Source organism: Sutcliffiella halmapala (assembly GCF_050107295.1).
GTDB classification, from domain to species: domain Bacteria; phylum Bacillota; class Bacilli; order Bacillales; family Bacillaceae_I; genus Sutcliffiella_A; species Sutcliffiella_A halmapala_A.
This window is the reverse complement of record NZ_JBNIKR010000001.1, coordinates 161,648-181,445: the sequence shown is the minus strand read 5'-3', so window position 1 is coordinate 181,445 and position 19,798 is coordinate 161,648. Positions and strand designations below refer to the sequence as shown.

The 19,798-nt window shown below is 39.8% G+C and carries 21 protein-coding genes; 4 read left to right on the top strand and 17 right to left on the bottom strand.

All coding sequences use genetic code 11. The features are described 5' to 3' along the window. The first annotated feature begins 125 nt into the window (after window positions 1-125). On the top strand, window positions 126-671 hold the full coding sequence (locus tag ACQCT5_RS00935) for a hypothetical protein (protein WP_499637951.1): 546 nt from the start codon (window positions 126-128) through the stop codon (window positions 669-671). Window positions 672-832: 161 nt separating this feature from the next. On the opposite strand, the gene ACQCT5_RS00930 is transcribed toward ACQCT5_RS00935, so the two are convergent. From ACQCT5_RS00930 to ACQCT5_RS00880, 11 genes are all read right to left on the bottom strand, one after another. After that, window positions 833-1,831, bottom strand: a complete 999-nt coding sequence (locus ACQCT5_RS00930) for a DUF3231 family protein (RefSeq protein WP_499637949.1) — start codon at window positions 1,829-1,831, stop codon at window positions 833-835. A 116-nt stretch (window positions 1,832-1,947) separates the two neighbouring features. Continuing rightward, window positions 1,948-2,595, bottom strand: coding sequence for a DUF4386 domain-containing protein (locus ACQCT5_RS00925; RefSeq protein WP_499637946.1), 648 nt, complete (start codon window positions 2,593-2,595; stop codon window positions 1,948-1,950). Window positions 2,596-2,853: 258 nt separating this feature from the next. Continuing rightward, window positions 2,854-3,753, bottom strand: coding sequence for an NAD(P)/FAD-dependent oxidoreductase (locus ACQCT5_RS00920; protein WP_499637943.1), 900 nt, complete (start codon window positions 3,751-3,753; stop codon window positions 2,854-2,856). 83 nt (window positions 3,754-3,836) lie between these two features. After that, entirely contained in the window at window positions 3,837-4,262 is a 426-nt protein-coding gene (locus tag ACQCT5_RS00915; RefSeq protein WP_499637940.1) for an Rrf2 family transcriptional regulator, read from the bottom strand. Window positions 4,263-4,440: 178 nt separating this feature from the next. Continuing rightward, window positions 4,441-4,623, bottom strand: coding sequence for a hypothetical protein (locus ACQCT5_RS00910; RefSeq protein ID WP_224838101.1), 183 nt, complete (start codon window positions 4,621-4,623; stop codon window positions 4,441-4,443). Between the two features lie 107 nt (window positions 4,624-4,730). Then, entirely contained in the window at window positions 4,731-4,919 is a 189-nt protein-coding gene (locus tag ACQCT5_RS00905; protein WP_499637938.1) for a hypothetical protein, read from the bottom strand. A 158-nt stretch (window positions 4,920-5,077) separates the two neighbouring features. After that, on the bottom strand, window positions 5,078-5,638 hold the full coding sequence (locus tag ACQCT5_RS00900) for an isochorismatase family protein (protein WP_499639073.1): 561 nt from the start codon (window positions 5,636-5,638) through the stop codon (window positions 5,078-5,080). A 238-nt stretch (window positions 5,639-5,876) separates the two neighbouring features. Then, a complete protein-coding gene (locus ACQCT5_RS00895) occupies window positions 5,877-6,332 on the bottom strand; it encodes a GNAT family N-acetyltransferase (protein ID WP_499637934.1) in 456 nt (151 codons plus the stop codon). 115 nt (window positions 6,333-6,447) lie between these two features. Then, a complete protein-coding gene (locus ACQCT5_RS00890; protein WP_499637931.1) occupies window positions 6,448-7,044 on the bottom strand; it encodes a class I SAM-dependent methyltransferase in 597 nt (198 codons plus the stop codon). Between the two features lie 110 nt (window positions 7,045-7,154). Next, window positions 7,155-8,948, bottom strand: a complete 1,794-nt coding sequence (locus tag ACQCT5_RS00885) for a YhgE/Pip domain-containing protein (protein WP_499637928.1) — start codon at window positions 8,946-8,948, stop codon at window positions 7,155-7,157. A 2-nt stretch (window positions 8,949-8,950) separates the two neighbouring features. Beyond that, window positions 8,951-10,894, bottom strand: coding sequence for an efflux RND transporter permease subunit (locus ACQCT5_RS00880; RefSeq protein WP_499639071.1), 1,944 nt, complete (start codon window positions 10,892-10,894; stop codon window positions 8,951-8,953). A gap of 309 nt (window positions 10,895-11,203) precedes the next feature. Between ACQCT5_RS00880 and ACQCT5_RS00875 the strand changes: the two genes are divergently transcribed. Next, window positions 11,204-11,761 (top strand): TetR/AcrR family transcriptional regulator, encoded by a 558-nt coding sequence (locus tag ACQCT5_RS00875; RefSeq protein WP_499637925.1) that lies wholly within the window; start codon window positions 11,204-11,206, stop codon window positions 11,759-11,761. A gap of 39 nt (window positions 11,762-11,800) precedes the next feature. On the opposite strand, the gene mscL is transcribed toward ACQCT5_RS00875, so the two are convergent. Then, window positions 11,801-12,250 (bottom strand): large conductance mechanosensitive channel protein MscL, encoded by a 450-nt coding sequence (mscL, locus tag ACQCT5_RS00870; protein WP_499637922.1) that lies wholly within the window; start codon window positions 12,248-12,250, stop codon window positions 11,801-11,803. 55 nt (window positions 12,251-12,305) lie between these two features. Here mscL and ACQCT5_RS00865 point away from each other — a divergent pair, with 55 nt between their 5' ends. Next, window positions 12,306-12,866: a sugar phosphate nucleotidyltransferase gene (locus tag ACQCT5_RS00865; protein WP_499637919.1), complete on the top strand. Its 561-nt coding sequence runs from the start codon at window positions 12,306-12,308 to the stop codon at window positions 12,864-12,866. A gap of 397 nt (window positions 12,867-13,263) precedes the next feature. Here the strand turns inward: ACQCT5_RS00865 and ACQCT5_RS00860 are convergent, their stop codons facing one another. The 5 genes from ACQCT5_RS00860 to ACQCT5_RS00840 form a co-directional block, all read right to left on the bottom strand. Continuing rightward, window positions 13,264-13,719: a hypothetical protein gene (locus ACQCT5_RS00860; protein WP_499637916.1), complete on the bottom strand. Its 456-nt coding sequence runs from the start codon at window positions 13,717-13,719 to the stop codon at window positions 13,264-13,266. Window positions 13,720-13,906: 187 nt separating this feature from the next. After that, window positions 13,907-14,767: an RNA polymerase sigma-70 factor gene (locus ACQCT5_RS00855; RefSeq protein ID WP_499637913.1), complete on the bottom strand. Its 861-nt coding sequence runs from the start codon at window positions 14,765-14,767 to the stop codon at window positions 13,907-13,909. A gap of 19 nt (window positions 14,768-14,786) precedes the next feature. Further along, window positions 14,787-15,920, bottom strand: a complete 1,134-nt coding sequence (locus ACQCT5_RS00850) for an NAD(P)/FAD-dependent oxidoreductase (RefSeq protein WP_499637911.1) — start codon at window positions 15,918-15,920, stop codon at window positions 14,787-14,789. A 908-nt stretch (window positions 15,921-16,828) separates the two neighbouring features. After that, the gene (locus ACQCT5_RS00845; protein ID WP_499637908.1) at window positions 16,829-17,365 is read right to left on the bottom strand and encodes a CBO0543 family protein; all 537 of its coding nucleotides are present in this window, start codon (window positions 17,363-17,365) and stop codon (window positions 16,829-16,831) included. 411 nt (window positions 17,366-17,776) lie between these two features. After that, window positions 17,777-18,148, bottom strand: a complete 372-nt coding sequence (locus ACQCT5_RS00840) for a hypothetical protein (protein WP_499637905.1) — start codon at window positions 18,146-18,148, stop codon at window positions 17,777-17,779. Window positions 18,149-18,341: 193 nt separating this feature from the next. Here ACQCT5_RS00840 and ACQCT5_RS00835 point away from each other — a divergent pair, with 193 nt between their 5' ends. Continuing rightward, entirely contained in the window at window positions 18,342-19,565 is a 1,224-nt protein-coding gene (locus ACQCT5_RS00835; RefSeq protein ID WP_499637902.1) for an MFS transporter, read from the top strand. The last annotated feature ends 233 nt before the right edge of the window (window positions 19,566-19,798 follow it).

The window sequence follows — 19,798 nt, the reverse complement described above, 5'->3', positions numbered from 1 at the left end:
TCTTTTTATATGTAAATTCTCTGGAAAGATTTACTGTAACACTTTTGAAATATTTTTGTAAAATAATTACCATATCCATGTTACAATGTATCTCGTGCAAAAATTATATACAGGGGGAAGACACCATGAAAAAATATATTCTATTAATCATGCTATTGGCAACTGCCGGTATTATTACAGCATGTGGAGATACAGAAGTGCAAGAGAAAGAAGTAGCAAATGTGACCTCTGCTAATGACAATGCAGAAGCAACAACGGAAGAAGAGGCTGCTAAAACTAAGGAAGAAGATGGCTTCAAAGAAGAATTCAACAAGGTAATCGTGGATAATGAAAGCATCAAAGCAACATTGATCAGCGTTGAAAAAATAGTAGATCCAGCATGGGACGAAGAAAAAATCGACGTCACATTCGAAGTGGAAAACAAACGTGAAGACACGATCGAAGTTCAAGCGAGAGAAGTCTCTGCTGACGGGAAAATGATCAATGACAATTTCCTGTTCATGAGCACAGAAGTCTCCGGAGGTAAATTGGCCGATGCTGTGCTAACGATTCAAAATTATGAAGGCGATCTACCAAAAATAGAAGAAAATATTGAAATGCTTCTAAATGTATTTTCTTGGGATGATATGGAGTTTGAGGAACAGCATCCAGTATTGATTGAGTTTAAATAATAGGAAAAGCCTTCTCCTGGATTTACCTGGGATGAAGGTTTTTCTTGTAAATGAAGTAACCGTAAATAAATTCTTTTATCCTTGAAGCACAGGGACGGTCCCCTTGCTTCCGAAGAAGTAGAACCGTCCCATTGCCTTCCTTGGTTATATATAAAGTGTAATTAGAATTTAATTTTATCTTGCTGGGGTGGCTGTTCTTTCCAGCTATTTTTAATCATTATGTTTTCAGCTTTTTTTGCTAATTTTACTGTATCATCTATCAAATCCATGTAATGTCTTTTTAAGTCATTCCTTTGACTAGTAGCCAATGAAGTAGCATAATCAGAAAGTCCAGCTGCCGATAAAGTAGTGATTTGATACATCATCAATCTATCTGAAAACGGGGGGTGAGATGAATTATATACTTGTGTGTCGGAAGGCATTGGTGCAGGCAATTGACTTCCTGATAAAAATTGAGTGAGTAAATTAATTATTTTTTCTGATAAGCCACCTGCATTTTGCATGAATTCACGAACTTCTTTTAAATCTGCAGTTTGACCAAAACCTTTTGTTAATGCATTACCTATCACATTTGCTTCAATGTTTCCAAAAACATGAGATATTTCAATAGCATTTAAAAATCTTTGGTCTCCTAATAAATTTATTCCATTTAGATAATCTTTATCTTCAACAAAGTCTGATTTTTTTGGAGGTTCAATAACTGGAGGCCTAGTATATAGACCTTTATTTAACAAGACGTCACTAACACTTTCAAAGACATTAGATGCCTTAGACAAGCATTCTTTAAAATGCTCCCTCATATCTTTGCGAGTGGACATTATGTACATCAAACTGCATGACGCTACCATTACCTTAGACAAATTTTTTATGTACAACAGAAAAAAGGAATCTGAAAATAGTCGTGGGGCATTAACATCCACATCTTGACTACTAAACCCCACAGGAATAGGTACATTTTCTGACTCTAATATTCGCTTAGTATTATCTTTTGAATCCTCTATAATTTGAAAGGTCTTATTCAGGACCTCTAATACTTCAGCATCTTCTGCTTTTGCAATAAAGTATTCTAACATACAACTACTGTGTGTGTGGTTGATATATTCTGACCACAAGGATGCCATTTCGGATGAAGTAAGTCTTACCCTATTAGAGGAACTCAAATAAATCACTCCAAATCTAATTCGTTTATTTATAAGATTTCCTTTGTATATGGTAATGTACCTAGAAATATGCTTTAACTGTTGGAGTGGAATAGTAGTTCAAAAGACGAAGATACCTATTCCAGCACCGTTGGTTTGAACCCTTTACCGATTAGCCATATAGCCAAAACCAATTGTTGAATGGCTATTGGAAGGTTCAACATCATATAGATTGTATCCAGACCGATGAAACGAAACATAAATAATAAGCTTGCCAATATGGACGATGTAGATCCAAAAATACCCAAAACAGACAACCAACGTGGAACTAGTTTTGTTTGGTAAAATATGCAGTTAAACAAGAGCATGGCTAAAACAAATGCCAGTGTAGTTGCCACATGGTTCACCAAATCTCGTCCTGCCTGTAACAATCCACCTAATGTCTGAAAATACGATAGATCCAGCGTTCCCATTTCTATAAATTCACGACTTAATGTCAACAACAACAGCAAAATAATGACCCCACTAATAATGAACACTCCCGCAATAATGCCAAAAGCAACAGATCCCAGAGCTATACCTTTATTATGCTTACTTAAAATCGGATACATCAAAATAGGAATACCAACATATGAAACAACCATTAGCATCTGGAAAAAAGCTCCTATGAATACCTGATTTTCATATGTAACAGCCTTGACAATGTAGTCTGCCCCATCTATAACAGGAACAACACTAAATATACCTGCAACCATACTGGCTATTAATAACACTCCAGTAATCACCGCAGACCTTCTACCTGAATTTGTACACTTCCGCAACATATTTAACCTCCCTATAATACTTACCTTTTAAATCAATATGACTGGACAAGGTAAGATACTACAGAAACTTTGTATGTTTAGACGCCTGATTCGATCTTGTCTAACAAAAAAGAAGCAGAAAACCATTATCTGGTTACCTGCTTCTTTTTACTCTATCTACAATGAATCATAGTTTTTTATCTTCAGGCATCCGAAGCAGTAGACCCGTCCCCCTGCTTTTTAAAAATCTTCATTAACTAAGTCACTGATTACTCCCATGGCAGCCTTACTGCCCTCACTTGCAGCAATTATCAATTGAGCAGGTAATGTTATAGAAATATCTCCACTAGCATAGATTCCTTGAATATTTGTCCGCCCAAAATTATCTGTTTCAATTCCACCCATTTTATTTATAGCACATCCTAATGTTTGAGCTAATGAAGATGCTTGTTCTAGCCCAGTAGTGACAATCCCTCCTTCCCTTTCAATTACTTTTCCATTCATAAATTTGATCGTTCGTAAGTGGCCATTTTCCCCTTGTAAAATTTCTATTTCATCTTCAAAGACCTTTATATTCTTCTTAGTTAATAATTCTTTCTGCTCCTCAGTGAAGATAATTCTCCCATTTGTACAAACAACAAGGTCTTTACTCCAATTTGCAATCATTTTTGTCATATGAAAAGCACGCTCATTTTCTGAAATAACAACTAATGGACGGTCTTTTAATTCCCACCCATCACAAAATGGACAGTTAAACAAGCTCGTTCCAAAGAAATTATTAATCCCTTCTATTCGAGGCATCACATCTCTAAGACCTGTAGATAAAATAACCTTTCTTGAGTGATAAGAATTCCCCTCATCTGTATGAATAATAAATGATTGCTTTTCCTTTATAATAGCTATCACCCGATGATTTTGTATTGAAATACTTGGGTAATTCCTTAACTCTTCTTTAGCAATTCGTTTGAATTCTGAAGGTTTGATACCATCTCTTGTTATAAAACCGTGAGACTCATATGTTACAGCATTTCTAGGTTTATCTTCATCAAACAGAATGATATTCTTTTTTGCTCTCCCCAGGACAAGAGAAGCATTTAAGCCTGATGGACCTCCGCCAATAACTACACAATCTAGTACCATGTTATCTTCCTCCTAGAATAAAGTACATTAAAGACTCTTAATATCTATAATTGCCAGAAAAAAATAAGGAGAATGGCCAAAGTTTATTTTATTTGATTGTTTTTCTTTTCAATTTCTCTTGCAATATCAATAATATATTTTTTGTCTAATTCATTTCTCATTTTTCTTTCTGCGTCTATCATCACATTTTCAATTAAGCATTCTCCATTTTTCAAATCTTCATGTTCTAGTGAACAACTAAATAGTGTTGTGTTCCCTTCAATAGCAAGTATTACATCTAAAAATGAAATTTCACGTGAATGCCTAGCAATACTATAGCCTCCATTAACACCTGGAGTTGATTCAATCAGTCCTGCTTTGACAAGTTTGGTTAAAATCTTCGATAGGTATGTTGGTGAAAGATCTTGGATTTTAGCTAATTGATCTACGCCAACAGCCTTTCCCTTTTGTGTTAAAGTTAAATATACCATTGTGTGTAAAGCGTAATTTGTGGCTCTAGAATATTTCATTATTATTCTCCTTACAGATATATTAAAGATCCTTAATGTCTACAATTAATCATAAACCAAATGGAATCCAATCACAAGTTATTTACTTATATACATATCATTAAAAGATAAAAAGCTTTCATTCCCATCTTGTTGAGAATGAAAGCTTTTTTCTCTTATGGAGAATCCTGAATGAAAATCAATTCATCCCGTTCCATTCGCCTTGGTTCTTGGATGCTTTTTCTTCTTTGGCTTTCTCTTTATGCGCTCGGTTGGCAGCTGCACTGCCTAATTCCTTGGAGAATTCCGAATCCGTTTTACTTGAGTCGAATCCTTTTTTATTCTTTTGCTCTGCATCTGTTTTGCCATTTCGTTTGGCCATAAGTATCCCTCCTTTTCAACTTTTAGTATGAAATTTGGAAGGAGAAATATACGTTATAGCTTTATTTTAAGTGTCAAAGACATTTTCTGTTACCCCAGCTTCATTGTTTAGCTATTACTGCCACCATCACTTCCTCCATTACTGTGGTAAAACTGATTTCTTGTTGTCTCCGTCTCGATGCTATGATTCCCTTTATTCACATCAGGAGCACTGCCTAACCCTTTATTCTTCTTATCCATATAAACCACGATACCCAAAAGGAGCACTACAGGAACTATGATAAATAACCAGATCATCGAATCCCTCCTTATATTTACTTTATTTTACGAATTAGTAATGTAAAATGTTTCATTTTTCTATCATCATACTGAGAAAAAGCTATCATTCCATGTGTACTTGGGGATGATAGCTTTTTTCTTTATGCCTTGATATTAACTATGAAAGTCATTCTAATTTATTCCCTATATGAATCGTGAGTTGGATGAAACAAATCTTCCTCTGCATTTCTGACAACTGAAAAATGCTCCACATTATAATGGCCATTAAGTGTTTTATTATGATGCTGTATTACTAGTTCTGCACTTAATATTTCATTGCCTATTGTCGAATGTCCATCACCAACTAATGTGATATCCATACCACTAATGGTGGCAGTTCTAACCGCACTATCTATACAGTGTTGCGTTTCACATCCCATAATAACTGCATGCTTGATGTTTTGTGACCGTAAATAATCTAATAATCCTGTTCCATGGAAAGCATTCGTTGCAGATTTATCAAAAATCTTAACACCCATTGGAACCTTGATTTCATTGTGGATTTGAAATCCTATTCCTTTCCCTTCAGCAACATCCAAATCCCTGACAAAGACAACTTCAACACTGGATTCTGCTGCTTTTTCAATCACTAGATTTATATTCCTGATTAGTTGCTCTTTTTTAAAAACCGCCGCTCTTTTATGATTCCCATCTATTAATTCTTGTTGGGCATCAATAATTAACAATATCTGCTTCAACATAGTTTTCCCCTTTCAAATGTGGGGAAACGCTCTACTATAAATTTAGTTAGACGTATTCCCCTTATTATTTTTTCCGCCGATTAATTTTTTGTATGTCATAATATCAACCCCCTGTATTGCGTTCGGTATAGATTTTTTAATTTTCTTACAATTAAACTTTAACACAATTCCTTTTTAAAGGATATAAAAAGCCTTAGCTGTTTAATCAGCCAAAGCTTTACGGAATAAATCTCAATTAAAGTTTCATCTTTAACCCTTCATGTGTAGCTTCAAAACCTAGTCGTTCATAAAATCGCAATGCATCTTCCCGTTGTTTATCCGTTGTGAGTTGAATCAAATGACAGCCACGTTCTTTTGCTCGTTGAATGGCGTAACGGATCAGTTCGGAGCCTATCCCTTTCCCGCGTTCTGAAGATAATGTTCTAACTCCTTCCACGGTCGCTCTCCAACCACCTTGATGTGTTAGATAGGGAGTGAAGGTAATTTGTTGGACACCTATAACTTCATTGCTGTGACAGGCAACTATTAGTTCATTATTGGGGTCAGAAGTAATCGCTTGAAAAGCTTTTATGTAGCTTGCAGGAAGTGGCTTTTCGTATCGCTCTCTTTGACTGCCCAAAGGATCATTGGCAAGCATTTTCACGATTGTATCCAAATCATGTTCAGTAGCTATCCTAAACGATATTCCCATGATACTCACTCCTGTTAATTTCCTGAATATTCTCCTTTATTCTAGGTTATGGAGGACCATAAGTTAATTACAAATTTTTTATCGAGAAGCATAATAATTTCTTATAAAAAAAGAATCATTTTACACTACTAGATATAAACATGGAGGCATCTTGTTTCATAAAAATACCATTACCATGATAGAATGTCTGCATTTCATTTGATTTAAATCCAACTTCGGATAATCTTTGTTTTAGTTCTTCATGTGAAAAACCGTTATGTACTTTCGGATGATGTATTTTATCGTTTTTGTCAAAATCAATAATAATGAGCTTGCCATCATCATTTAAAATGTTGAACAACTCTTGTAAAATTTTTTTAGTATCGGGAATATGAAGAAGGACTAGTGACAGTAAAACGATATCTGCCTTGAGTTCAGGAGTGTCTTGCGTAAAATCAGAACAAAGCACTTTTGAGTTGGTGATTCCTCTATAAGAAATTTTAGCTTTCGCAACCTCCAACATTTGTTCTGATGAATCCACCAACAAAATAGAATCTACTAGATCTGATAATTCCAAGCTGACCAGGCCGGTACCACTTCCATAGTCTATTAAAGATTTTGGGAGACTATTTTGTAATACCGGTCTTACTTCCTTCACTATAACTTTAGCCAATTCCATTCTTTCTTCTGTATCATATCTTTTTGCCATCTTTTCAAAAACGTTATTTTCCATCCATATTGCACTCCCCTATATAGCTACTTAGTGGTGATTATATAACAAGAACGCATGGAATCTAAAATCCAAGCGTTCTTGTATTGTGTTTATTAGTTATTTTTCATTTTTTATTTGAACAGTTCCTTCAACAGCGTCCAGAATCCTTTCTTCTTCTCCGGTTCCGCCTGTTTCGTCGGCTGCTCTTCTTTTTTGATGCTTTCCGTCTTTATCACGAACTGTACCGAAGAGACCTTTTCATTTTTTGGAGATACGAAGGATACCGGTTTGAAATCGGATTTATCGTATTCCTGGATCATGTTATCGATTTCTGCCTGCATCTGTGCGGGCAGGTCTTTTGTTTCCTCATATAGCTCAGCTGTTCCGTTCTGCAGCTCGCCGATACCGTTTTCTAGTTCGCCTGTACCTTCACTCAGACCCACAAGACCGCTGTGAAGTTTTCCGTAAGAGGAGGATAGCTCACTCACGCCACCTGTGTAGCTCACCAGTCCGGAATGGAAGGAGCTGTAATTGGAGGAAAGCGCCGCAATCCCTTTTTGCAGCTCGGCAAGCCCGCTGAGATCAGTGTCTTTTAATGATGCAGAAAGTTCGGCTGCGATGGAGCTCAGCGACCCACTCATACCTCTCACTGCATTTTCCATCTGGTTCAAGGATGTTTCTACCGCTGCAAAGGCCTGCCCTGTCTGGTCATAGGTACCTTTCACCTTTTGGGAAGCCGAATAGGCAGCAACCAGTTTATCAACTGTCTCTGAATCCGCACCGCTCGTATACAAGGCTGCAATCTCTTCCTCTGAAAGCTGTTGCGCCGGTATTTCCTTGATTGCGCCATCCAATGCACCATAGGCTTTCGCATAGTTTTCCATTAATAGGGCCATACCATCGGCTGTCTCCTTCAAGCCCTCCGCCAGTTGCGTCAGACCTTCTGGCAGTTCCGCCAACTCGGATAGATCAACCTGTGCCGCATCGCTGGAAAGACCGGCATTTATCTTCTTGAGCGCATCCTGGATCGAGCTCGATGCATTCACAAGCTCAGCCGAGGAGCCGTTCAATTGGGTCATTCCGTTTTTATACTGTCCAGAACCATCACGAAGCTGCCCTGTCCCGTCATGCAGTTGGGACACCCCATCTTCAAGTTCAGCAACGCCGTCGTTGAGTTGCTTGATGGCGTCACTTAGTTGGCCCATTTCCTCTGTCATGCCTTCCGTTCCGGTCGTATCAATCGGCAAGGTCGAGGGGACAGCGGCAATCTGCACGCCATCAAGTTCAAAGTCCTTTACCGCAGCTGCAACTGTCAACTTTTCCTCTTGGCCAGGCATGACGGTAAAGGTAATCTGTTTGTTCTTTCCAGCATTGGCGATCATGCCGTCCACCGCTTCGATATCCTGATAGGTGTTTGGCAGCATCAGGGAAACCTGCAGCAGGTAGTTCTCATAAAAAACAGATTCAACTTCCCCGTTTTCAGTTGTCTCGATCACAATCTCGAGCTTACCGGACTTTCCAGCCAATTCAGCTGGCTCCACCTTTTTCCCATCAAGCAAGTAAGTCACCGTGACATCCCACGGCAGTTCCTTTCCCTCCGCCAGATTACCCTGATAAAAGAACTTCCCTTCCTCGGAGGCATCCAGACGGACACCTTCATTCTCCTTTTCAAGCTCCGTCAAGTCGGTCAGATTTTTCACACTGCTGTAGGATCCATAGTCCAGAATCTCACCAGCCCGGGCAACTTCAAGCGTATTGACCACATAGATCGGTCCTAGTTCTCCGTTCGCCTTAAGCGTGGCATACACCACTTCATCCTTGGACGTGACACTACCCTCTGTTTCAGCACCAGCAGATGCGGGACCAATGATTGTTGGCAGGGCAAGCATTCCGGCGAGCATTGTATATTGTAGTTGTTTTCTCATCATCACTTCTCCTTATAGTAGTCCGCTTTATAGGTCGTTTTCCTGATCAGTCTATCGGACACCAGCAACAGGGCCGGCAGGAAGAATAGCACCATCACAAAAGAAAGCAAGGTTCCTCTTCCAAGCAATAGCCCGATGGCTCCAACAATTGGGTTGGAGGAGGTGATCCACAGGATGAACCCGACACTGGAAAGGATCCCAGCGGAAATCGAGATTGAAAACGTCTTTTCATCCAATGTTTTCACCATCGCTTTGACAGCAGACATTTCCTTGCGATGATGCTGATAGGCTTCCGTGAAAAGAATTCCGTAATCGACGGTTGCTGCGAGCTGTACCGTACTGATGATCAGATACCCGACAAACACAAGCGATGTCTCCGTGAAGTATGGGATCGACAGGTTGATCCATACGGCCGACTGGATTGTCACGAGCAGCACGACCGGAATGGAGATCGACCGGAAACCGATGAGGAGCACAATCGCAATGGTCACAACCGTCAATATGTTCACAAGCAGGTTATCTTTTGTGACGGTATTTTTTATATCATACAAGGTCACGCTCTCCCCTAGGCCGAGTGCCTCTTTTCCATAATAGTCGGCAGCGGCTTTCTCCACCTTTTCTACAATGGAAAATGGAATCTCGCCCTCTGTTCCCTGATTTGTGTTGATCACGATACGGGCATAGTTTTCCGAGTAGAACTCATTGGTAATCGATTCATCCAGGTACTCCGGCGGAATCACCGGATCGACTGTGTTCGCATAGGCAATGACACTTGTGACATAGTGAAGCTCCTCCAATTCGGAGACAAGCTTCTCTTCCTTCGCCACATCGCCCTTTGGCACTAGCAGCACAAGCGGCGTGTTTTCCCCGAATGTCTCGTTGATTTGCTTGAAATCCGAGCCAGTTCGTGTATCCTCCGGTATCTCCCCAAATCCATACGTAAAGGACGTGTTGCTTTGTGCCATGAACGCCGGGATGAGGATGGCAAATACAAGAATCAGACTTGGAACCTTGAACTTCAGCACAAAATTTCCGATTCCCTGAAAGCTTGGAACAAAGCTCTTATGCTTTGTTTTATCCATCCATTTATAAAAATAAAGCGTCAATGCAGGCAGGAACACCATCACACTGATGAAGCTCAGCACAATCCCCTTCACAAGGTTCACCCCAAGATCAGCGCCGATCTCAAAGTTCATGAAGGTCAGGGCAATAAAGCCAAAGAATGTTGTCGCGGCACTTGCCGTAATAGCCGGGAACGACTTCTTCATCGCAAGCTCCATCGCCTCTTCCGGGTTATCCGTCTTCTTCCGATATTCTGCAAAGCTATGCAGCAAAAATACCGCATAATCGAGCGATACCGCGAGCTGCAGAATCGGCGCAACCGATTGGGTGACAAAGGAAACTTCGCCGATAAAGATGTTCGTTCCGAGGTTAATCAGCACACTCACCCCGATCGCCGTCAGGAAAAAGACAGGCTCGACCCAGGAAGTCGTGGACAGGACCAGTATCAGAATAATGATCGGTACGAGCAAAAGAGCCGCATACATCGACTCATTGCCGGCCATCTTCTGGGAGGTTGCGGTGTTGATCGCCTCTCCGGCAATCGCGCCATCCTCCCCGATCAGCTCATAGATGCTATCGGTGATGCCCACCTCATCCCCACTGCGGACACTGATCGAATAAAGGGCATTGCCATCCTTATAGTAGGTCTCCACCATCTCGGCATCCGCCATCTCTAGCGGGGTCTTCAGATCGACCACATCATCGAGCCATAGCACATCTCCCACACCATTAATCGCTGACAGTTTCTCCTTATAGGTGAGCGCCTCCTGGAGCGACACATCAGGAACCATGACCCGTGTATTCGGAACCGCGCCGGTGAACTCCTCTTCCATGACATCCATCGCACGGGTCGACTGTGCATCATCCGGCAGATAGTCGACCATATTGTAATTGACCGAAACAAAAAACTGCGCAACCACGGAAATGATCGTAACCAATGTAAACGAAAGTAATACAGCCTTTTTATGTTTAATAATACGTGATGCAATTTTTATCGTCGTTCATCCTCTCTTGTGTCTTTCACCTTTTCATTTTATTATTATAAAAGACACGGTGTTGGACATTCAACAAGCAGTTGTTTTCGAAATGTTGGTTGTGCAACACTACTGAACGTTATGTTGGATAAAGAAGCAGGGGACGGTTCTCTGCATCCAAAATGATTCCCGTACTCCATGAAAGGAATGATAATTGATATGGATAGACGAAAGAAATACACACGCATGGTACTGAAAGATAGCTTGCTTGAGCTCCTTAAGGAAAAATCCATCGCCACCATCACCATCAAGGAGATCTGTGAGCATGCCGATATCAACCGCTCCACCTTCTACGCCCACTACGCAAGCCAATACGAACTGCTCGATAGCATCGATGAGGAGTTCACCGAGGATATGGTCCATACACTCAACCAGTACAACTTCTCCAAAGAAGATGAAGCATACCAGATGACCGAAAAGATCTTCGAGTACATCGCAGCCAAAAGCGACATCTGCAGAATACTGCTCAGTGAACACACCGAGGTCCAATTCCAGAAAAAAGGCATGAGCATCGCCAAGGAATTCATCTTCAAAAACTGGCTAACAGACCACAAACAACTCGACCGCGAAACTTACGATTATCTGAGTATCTTCTATGTAAGCGGCAGCATCTACATGATCAAGAGCTGGCTGGAAAACGGCATGACAAAAACCCCTAAGGAAATGGCTGAGCTGCTTCACCATTTTATTAATCGGGGGTTGTCGGATATGCGTTAGGGAAGCAGGGGGACGGTCCTGTTGCTTCCTTTATGTTTCCTATTTTATTTTTTTCTTCAATCGGATAACTGTCTCATCAGGTTCTTTTTTTACTTTATCACTTTCGACAGTTTCCTCTTGCCTTTTCAATATGTCACGAATCTCAGTCAACAATTCTATATTCGTTATCGCCTTTACCTTGAATACTTTCTGTTCGTCTTTTCTTCGACGGTATGTATTAAAAATCTTGATGACCGTAAATATGGCAATAGATACGAGAAGGAAATCCATCAATGATTGAATAAATTTCCCATAATAGACGAAAGCTCCTCCAACTCTAAAATAAAGGGCTTCTAAATTTATCCCCCCAACAATTATCCCGATAAACGGCATGATTATGTCTTCCACAAGAGAATTGACAATATTATTGAAAGCAGCACCAATGATAACGGCAACGGCCAATTCGAGAACGTTTCCCCTTGAGATGAATTCTTTAAATTCGGACCACATATTGCAACCCTCACAATAAGCTTTTACTTCTAATTTATGTAGGACCTGGTTAGATATGTCCCATTTAACAAAGTACGGGGCGGAACCTAATATTTCTATCCAATATAGACGTCAATCTTTTGCAAATGGACTAGGTGCTGCGATACTTTTAGACCCATTTGCAGTTCTTCTTCCTGATGATATTTTTATAAAAAAAGGTCAGCCTGCTTTACAAGAGCATTTAGACGTATACGAAAACTATCAATCTACAGTAATTGCTTTAGAAAAAACAGAAGAAAAACTGCTAAAGAACTATGGAGTAGTGAAAGGGACCGTTAAAGAAGATAATATTTTTGAGATTCATGATATTGTAGAAAAACCTCGTTCCGCTCCCCCATCTAATTTAGCGGTATGTGGGAGGTACATTTTTGAATCATCTATTTTTTCACATTTAGAAAAAGTGGGGCAAGGAATTGGAGGAGAAGTCCAACTGACCGATGCAATAAAAGAATTATCTAAGCTAAACAAGTGCTATGGAGTGGAAGTCGCAAGTGATCGATATGACATTGGCACGGATGAGGGGTATTTTAATCTTATACAAAAAGTAATGAGCAAATCGGAGACAGAGGATGAATAGACAAACATCAAGGAATGTTCTTCCTTTAACACAAGCACACGTTGGGTAAGTGATGGTATTTTTTATTTGTTCCTTTAAACCTTCTCAAGCAAAACGTTAAATGTGATTTCCATAGAGAATGAAGCATAAAATCCCTAGATTGCGTCTCTGGTTATTTTGTAAATGTCCTCTAACATACATATATACTTCTTCGTTCTATCCTCTCCAAACAAGAATTTTGACTTCACTTGGATGCACAGAGCCGTCCCCGCACTTCCGTTTCAACTGCTCTTGTTTCTATTATTCTATAAAAATCCAGTGATTCTGCTAGGTACCTAAATCGGTCGAAAGCAAAAAAAAGAAGCTACGAATCATCTCCGTGCTTCCTTTACTTATAATTTCAAGTTACTCAGCAGACCTATACCCCCACTACAACTGTAATCTCCCCTTCCCCCATCTTATAATTCTTGATCTTTCCAACCGAAATCTTACGGATGATATCCCAGCTATTAAAATCAATCCTAATATGACCACTCTTATAGGTAAGGTGTTTCGGCTTGTCGAAAATAAGTTTATTGAGGATAGTAAGGTTCAATGGTTTTAGTTTAGCAATCTTGAAGACCAGCTCCCTTCCTTCCATCTGAACCGACTGGAGGGTGATGGAGAATAAGAGGTCCTTCTTGGTCACTTTAAGATCCGCTTCCGCTTTTCCGGTGACAATGATTTCGCCGTCCGTGATTTCCACTCCAACATCCCGCAGTTTATCATTTCGCCGAAGCACCTCCTGCAGCATGTTGGCGGTGACCGGCACAGTGATACCCTTGCTCTCCTTGATATGGTTGACTCCGCTTTTTATTTTATCGAAAAAGTTCATGGTCGCTCGCCTGCTTTCCTGGAATTTGCCTCTATGGGTCTATACCCCAATCAATACGGAATTTCTCCTGGGAAGCAGGGGGACGGTTCATTGGATAACAAGCACATTCATAAGAAAGGAAAGTTCGGTATCCGAGGAGCAACTCGGATGCCGCGAACCTTTCCCGCGCTTCACACAACCTTTTCAATTAACCAATATGATGAAGCTTATCTGGATTTCTCATCATATAGATTTCTTTAATCAATTGATTCTCGATATTAAAGCTTATGACGGTTATTATATTGTTTGGTTCGGTGATCAATAATCCTGATTCACCATTCACATTTACTAGATTGATTGAGATTGTGTTATTAGAAAGTTGTTCAAGTAAAGATGCAATAAAACGAAATACAAGCTTTCTTGATTGAACCGGTTTGATAGCTGCAGTAACTTTACCGCCACCGTCGGTATATAGGATGACGTCATTTGCTAACCAGCTTTCTAATTTCTGAAGATTACCCTCATGAATGGCTGTAACCAAGGGTTGAACGATGTGAACATTACCCTTGTCTATATGAGCGGATTCGATATTCATAGCCGGGATTTTCCCTTTAACTCTACTAAATATTTTTCTGCAATTCGCTTCATTTCTTCCTACGATTTCGGCGATGACCGCATAATCATAATCCAGAACCTCACGTAAAATAAATACTGCTCTTTCAATTGGATTTAATTTTTCTAATAAAAACAAAACTGCGATTGAAATGACTTCCCCTTTCATCACCTCAGAATATGGATCGTTATCCTGAATAATGATGGGCTCTGGTAACCAAGGGCCAGTATACACTTCACGTTTTACACGTGCTGATTTCAAGTGGTCCATACACCGATTTGTAACCATTTTACAAAAATAGGCTTTCTTGTTTTCCACCTTCTCCATTTCCATCCCGCTCGCTTGAAGGAATACATCTTGTAGGATGTCCTCTGCATCCGTAACCGTCCCAAGCATTCGATAAGCAATCGAAAACAGTAGTGGTCGATTCTCTAAATAGAGGTGATGCCAATCCATTAAATCTCCTCCATCTCTATTAATTAACCAAGCTGGCAATATTCCAAGTGTATTCCCTTAGTTTCACACCTAATTTTCCTGATAGGACGAAATCGATTCCCCATTTTTGCGTCCAAAAGAATCCATCAGTTGGACCTAACCCAATGCAATAAAGGCTTGGGTAGGCTTGGTGGCCTTCAGCCTCATGTCCAGTTACATCCGCCTTCATGATTTTGGCTAGAGTAGTTGCTTCTGCAACAGCTTCTTTGCAGGTCATTCCAGCTACCTCCCCTGTTCTGGAATCGACGATATGAGCGCAATCTCCAATCGCATATATATTTTTACATTCTTTCAATCTGTACCAGGAATCAATCAGGAGCTTTCCGCTATTTGTGATGGGCAGCCCCAATTCCTGAAGACATGGGTGAGGTCGCATTCCCACAGTCCAAATACAATAATCAGATTCCATTTCTAAACCATCATTATATATGATTCTGTTATTTTCAAAATTATGCGCCTTTACCTTATGAATCGTTCTAACACCTAAGTGATTTAACCTTCTTTCTAACTTCGAGCTAACCTTTTCAGGGATCTCACAAAGCAACCTTCCAAGCTGATTCCATAGTAAAATTTCTACATTTGATGCTTTTATCCCTTTTAACCAAGTAGCGATTTCTGCTGAAGTCTCGATTCCAGTGATGCCTGCCCCAATGATGGAAATACGTAGCTTGGATTTATTTGATACTTCATTTAATAGATGCTCCCTAATTTCCCTTGCATCTTCCAGACTACTTAATGTGGTTCCTCCTTTACTTGGATCAACTCTGTTTATCACACTTCCCAAAGCCAAGACCATTAGATCATAATTCAATTGTATTGATTGTCCTCTTGCATGAAGCACTTCAATTTTTTGATCCTTATGGTGCACCGCTTTAAGTTCTCCTTGCAGGAACTCAACCCCATTAGAACAATAGTCAGAGAATGGAATAAATAGTTCTGAATAGTCCTCCTCCACAATAGCTTTAAACAATTTCACTTTCCGAAAATGATTAGGCTGTTTATCAATTAAAACGATTCTAAAATCATGATTTATTTTTTCCTTCTTCATTGCATCAATGGCGTTAATCCCTGCATACCCTCCACCAATAATTACAATCGTCTTTTGCTGTTTCATCTTCATCGCTCCCCTTTATTCTTAATCGAAAACAAGACGAATAAGGGGTCTGAGTTGTGACATCCACAATTGATCAATTTACTGGTTTAAGAATATATAAAAGTCGCCACATGATATTCTAGTGGCGACTCTTATTATGTCTATTAAACCTTTTTATCATTTAGATAATAATTTCTAACTTTCGCTTTAAATATCATTTATACTACGGTTCTGCGCCCTTCAAATTTTTGGTAAAGCATATTTTAATGATAAAGCACTATCTTCTAAAATCCAGAAGACAATGCTCTTAATTTCCTTCCTTTTTATTTTATTCCATTTCAATTTTCTTTATAAGTGATTTAATTGAGATTTTCTTATTTGCATTGCTTACTTTAATAAATAATTCGTTAAAATTTTCTACGGCCTCTTTTACAATTCTTTCGTCGATAGAGTAGGATGAAGTAATATGCTCGCACTTCTTTTCTAAGTCATTAATAATTTCTTGAAATCAATCTACTTCATCTTCAATTTTCCCAGATAACCTGCCGTATGCTTTAGCACTAATATCCTTATTGCGATAATCTTAGTCAATGGCATCCAATTCCTTCTGTAGTACACGGAACTCCTTTTTATTAGCCTTTATCTCCTCTTGAAGTTTGTCTTTATTTGTATGTTTGTCATTACTTATTTTATCTAAGATATCATTTACGATATCCGTTTTAGTTATTAGACCATTTATATAGTTCAAAACCATTTCTTTTTTTACTAGATTGGAAAGACCCAACAGTCATAATTTGCTGTTAGGTCTTTTTGTGGAAGTATTTGGAAAGTAGACACAAAAGATTGTCTAAGATTTTAAAGGTACATTCAGAAATCTAAAGGGAAGGATTTACTGATACATTTTATCCGTACTTTTAATGATATTTTATTCAATTATTTTTATCCTGAATGGTCTTTATTTTTGAAGCGATTAGTTTAACGATTATCCCAATAAATAAATAGACAGGAATAGAGTATACATATTTCCAGTTTATGGGTTCGTAAAGGTTTAATGCTTTAAATAATGGCTGACCTACAAAACTCCCTAGAAAGGCGAATATAGTAACTGTAATAATATAGAATTTCCACTTTGAAAAGAATTGATAAATTAACATGTAGCCTATTGGGATCAAAGTTAAATCAAGTATGTTCATTCCTCTGACAGCACCAAATAATTGATTGGGGTATTGCCACAAAGTAAGTTCTATTCCAGTTGTGTTCAACAAAGTGGAAACTAAACCTGCAGTAAATCCAACCAAACCAATTTCCATTAGCCTAGTTTTATCAACAATCTTCCACCAAATATACCAGCAAACCACAACCATTATAAGTAAAATCCACCACTTAAAAGTAAATAGCATATTCTCTGTCCATTTACTATATTCAAGTGAAAATAGCCTTTTCCTCAGTTCTATTATTTCTTCCACCTGTGTTTTCCTCCTTCCTATTTTCAAAATGTATATCCCGTACATTTACCATTTATCTATTCCAAAAGTTATAACCTTTTATGCTGATTTTTCAAATTAACCATATGATTTACTTGAATTTGTGTTAGTTTAATAATGAGAACCATGTTGGAGGTCTATTAAACATATCCATTTGTAAACATTATAGAAAAAGACCAAATAGCAAAAATGCTATCTGGCCCTACACAATTTTTCCCTAATGAAAACAAAAAATTACTTAAGCCCACATATCTTCAACTTCATTTTGCTTATATCCTCTGTAGTTGGTGCAGAATGGAAGCAGGGTGACGGCTCTCTGCTTCCTAAATCCCCACTACAACTGTAATCTCCCCTTCGCCCATCATATAACTTTTGATCTTCCCAACCGGAATCTTACGGATAATAATCAATCCTAATATGACCACTTTTATAGGTAAGGTGTGGCGGCTTATCGAAAATACGTTTATTGAAGATACTAAGGTTCAGTGGTTTTAGTTTAGCAATCTTGAAGACCAGCTCCCTTCCTTCTATCTGAACCGGTTGGAGGGTGATGGAGAATGAGAGGTCCTTCTTAGTCACTTTAAGGTCCGCCTCCGCTTTTCCGGTGACAATGATCTCGCCGTCCGTGATTTCCACCGCAACATCCTGCAGTTTATCATTTCGCCGAAGTACCTCCCGCAGCATGTTAGATGTGACCGGGATAGGTATACCCTTTCCCTCCTTGATATTGTTGACGCCGCTCATTATTTTATCGAAAAAATTCATGGTCTATCGCCAGCTTCCCTGGAATTTGCCCCCTATGGGTCCATACCCCAATCATTACTGAAATCTCCTTAGGGAGCATTAGGGGCGAATCTCTGCTTTCGAGAAAATTTTGTGAAGAGCATGTATTATGGTATGATGTTTAGGTTGTTTATCTACCATATGACACATTACAGCCAAGAAATGAGAGATAACTATGCATTCTGATAAATTAACGAGGCAGCATTGGCTGCTCATTTTAACACTAAGTTTATTAACCTTTGTTCTTGGGACAAGCGAGTTTGTGATTGTGGGGATCTTGACGGATATTTCCTCAAGCCTTTCTATGTCCAATGCAAAAGCGGGGACACTTGTTTCTGCGTTTGCGATTACCTTTGCCATTGCCACACCACTTGTGATGTCCGCAACGAGCCATTTTCCAAAGCGTAAATGGATGCTGATTTTGATTGCGGCTTTCATTTTATTCAATGCGTTGTGTGCCGTATCGACATCCTATGCGATGCTGCTTACATTTAGGATTTTGACGGCTATTGTGACTGGAGTGCTGATCTCCCTGGCCATGATTGTGGCAAGTGAAACCATGCCAGCGAAAAAACGGGGACTTGCCATCTCATTCGTGTTCGGCGGCTTTACCCTTGCGAATGTGGTCGGCGTGCCGATCGGGACGGTCGTGTCATCGTGGTTCGGCTGGAATGCCACCTTTATGCTGACCACTATCCTGGGTGGAGTGGCATTTCTGGCTTCCTATTTCGTCCTGCCAGGCGGACTCAGTCAGGTTCGCAGCTCGATTCGGGATCAATTCGCTCTATTGACCAATCCGCGTATCTTGATTGCCTTTTTCATTCCCGCCCTCGGATTCGGGGCAACCTATGCCGTATTCACATACCTGGTTCCTATTTTAAAAGGAATGGGAGCACCATACTATTCCATCAGTTTGATTCTTTTCGTCTACGGCTTCATCTCGATTTTCAGCAACATCCTTGCCGGTAAAATTGCAAGCCACAACGCAATCGGTCGCCTGCGGTTCGTCTTTCTTGTGCAGGCAGTAGTTCTAGCTGGCCTATTCTTTACGACCAGTCATTTTACACTGGGACTTGTAAACATCGGACTGATGTCGTTAACGGCGATTCTCTTGACAACTTCCACCCAGCTCTACCTGATAGACCTTGCCAAAATCTATCAGCCCAGTGCAACAGGACTCGCCGCCTCCCTCATGCCGGTCGCAAGCAACGTCGGCATCGCCTTTGGTTCTGCATTAGGCGGAGTTGTCTACCACCATGCCGGCCTTATCCATGTAACCTGGGTCGGTGGGATCGTGGCAGTCTGTGCTAGCTTGCTTACATTCCTGAGTTATAGGTTGGATAAGAAAGCAGGGGATCAGAGGGACGGTTCTCTGCTTACGGGGACTTCCAAAGCATAAAAAAAAGAAAAAGTCTTCTTAACCGTGAGAAGGCTTTTTCTTTTTACTCATCTAAATCCTACTAAGTCCATAACATCCCCTGCTCTTTCTCAAAGTTCTTTATAATGGACCCTTCCAATTTATAGATTGATATTTTTTTCATTGCTTAAAAGAATCTTCCTTTGATCAGCAACCGAATAGATCAAGCAAAGCTTGGGAGAGCTTATCAAATCAAGAGGAGTAACATCACCTGT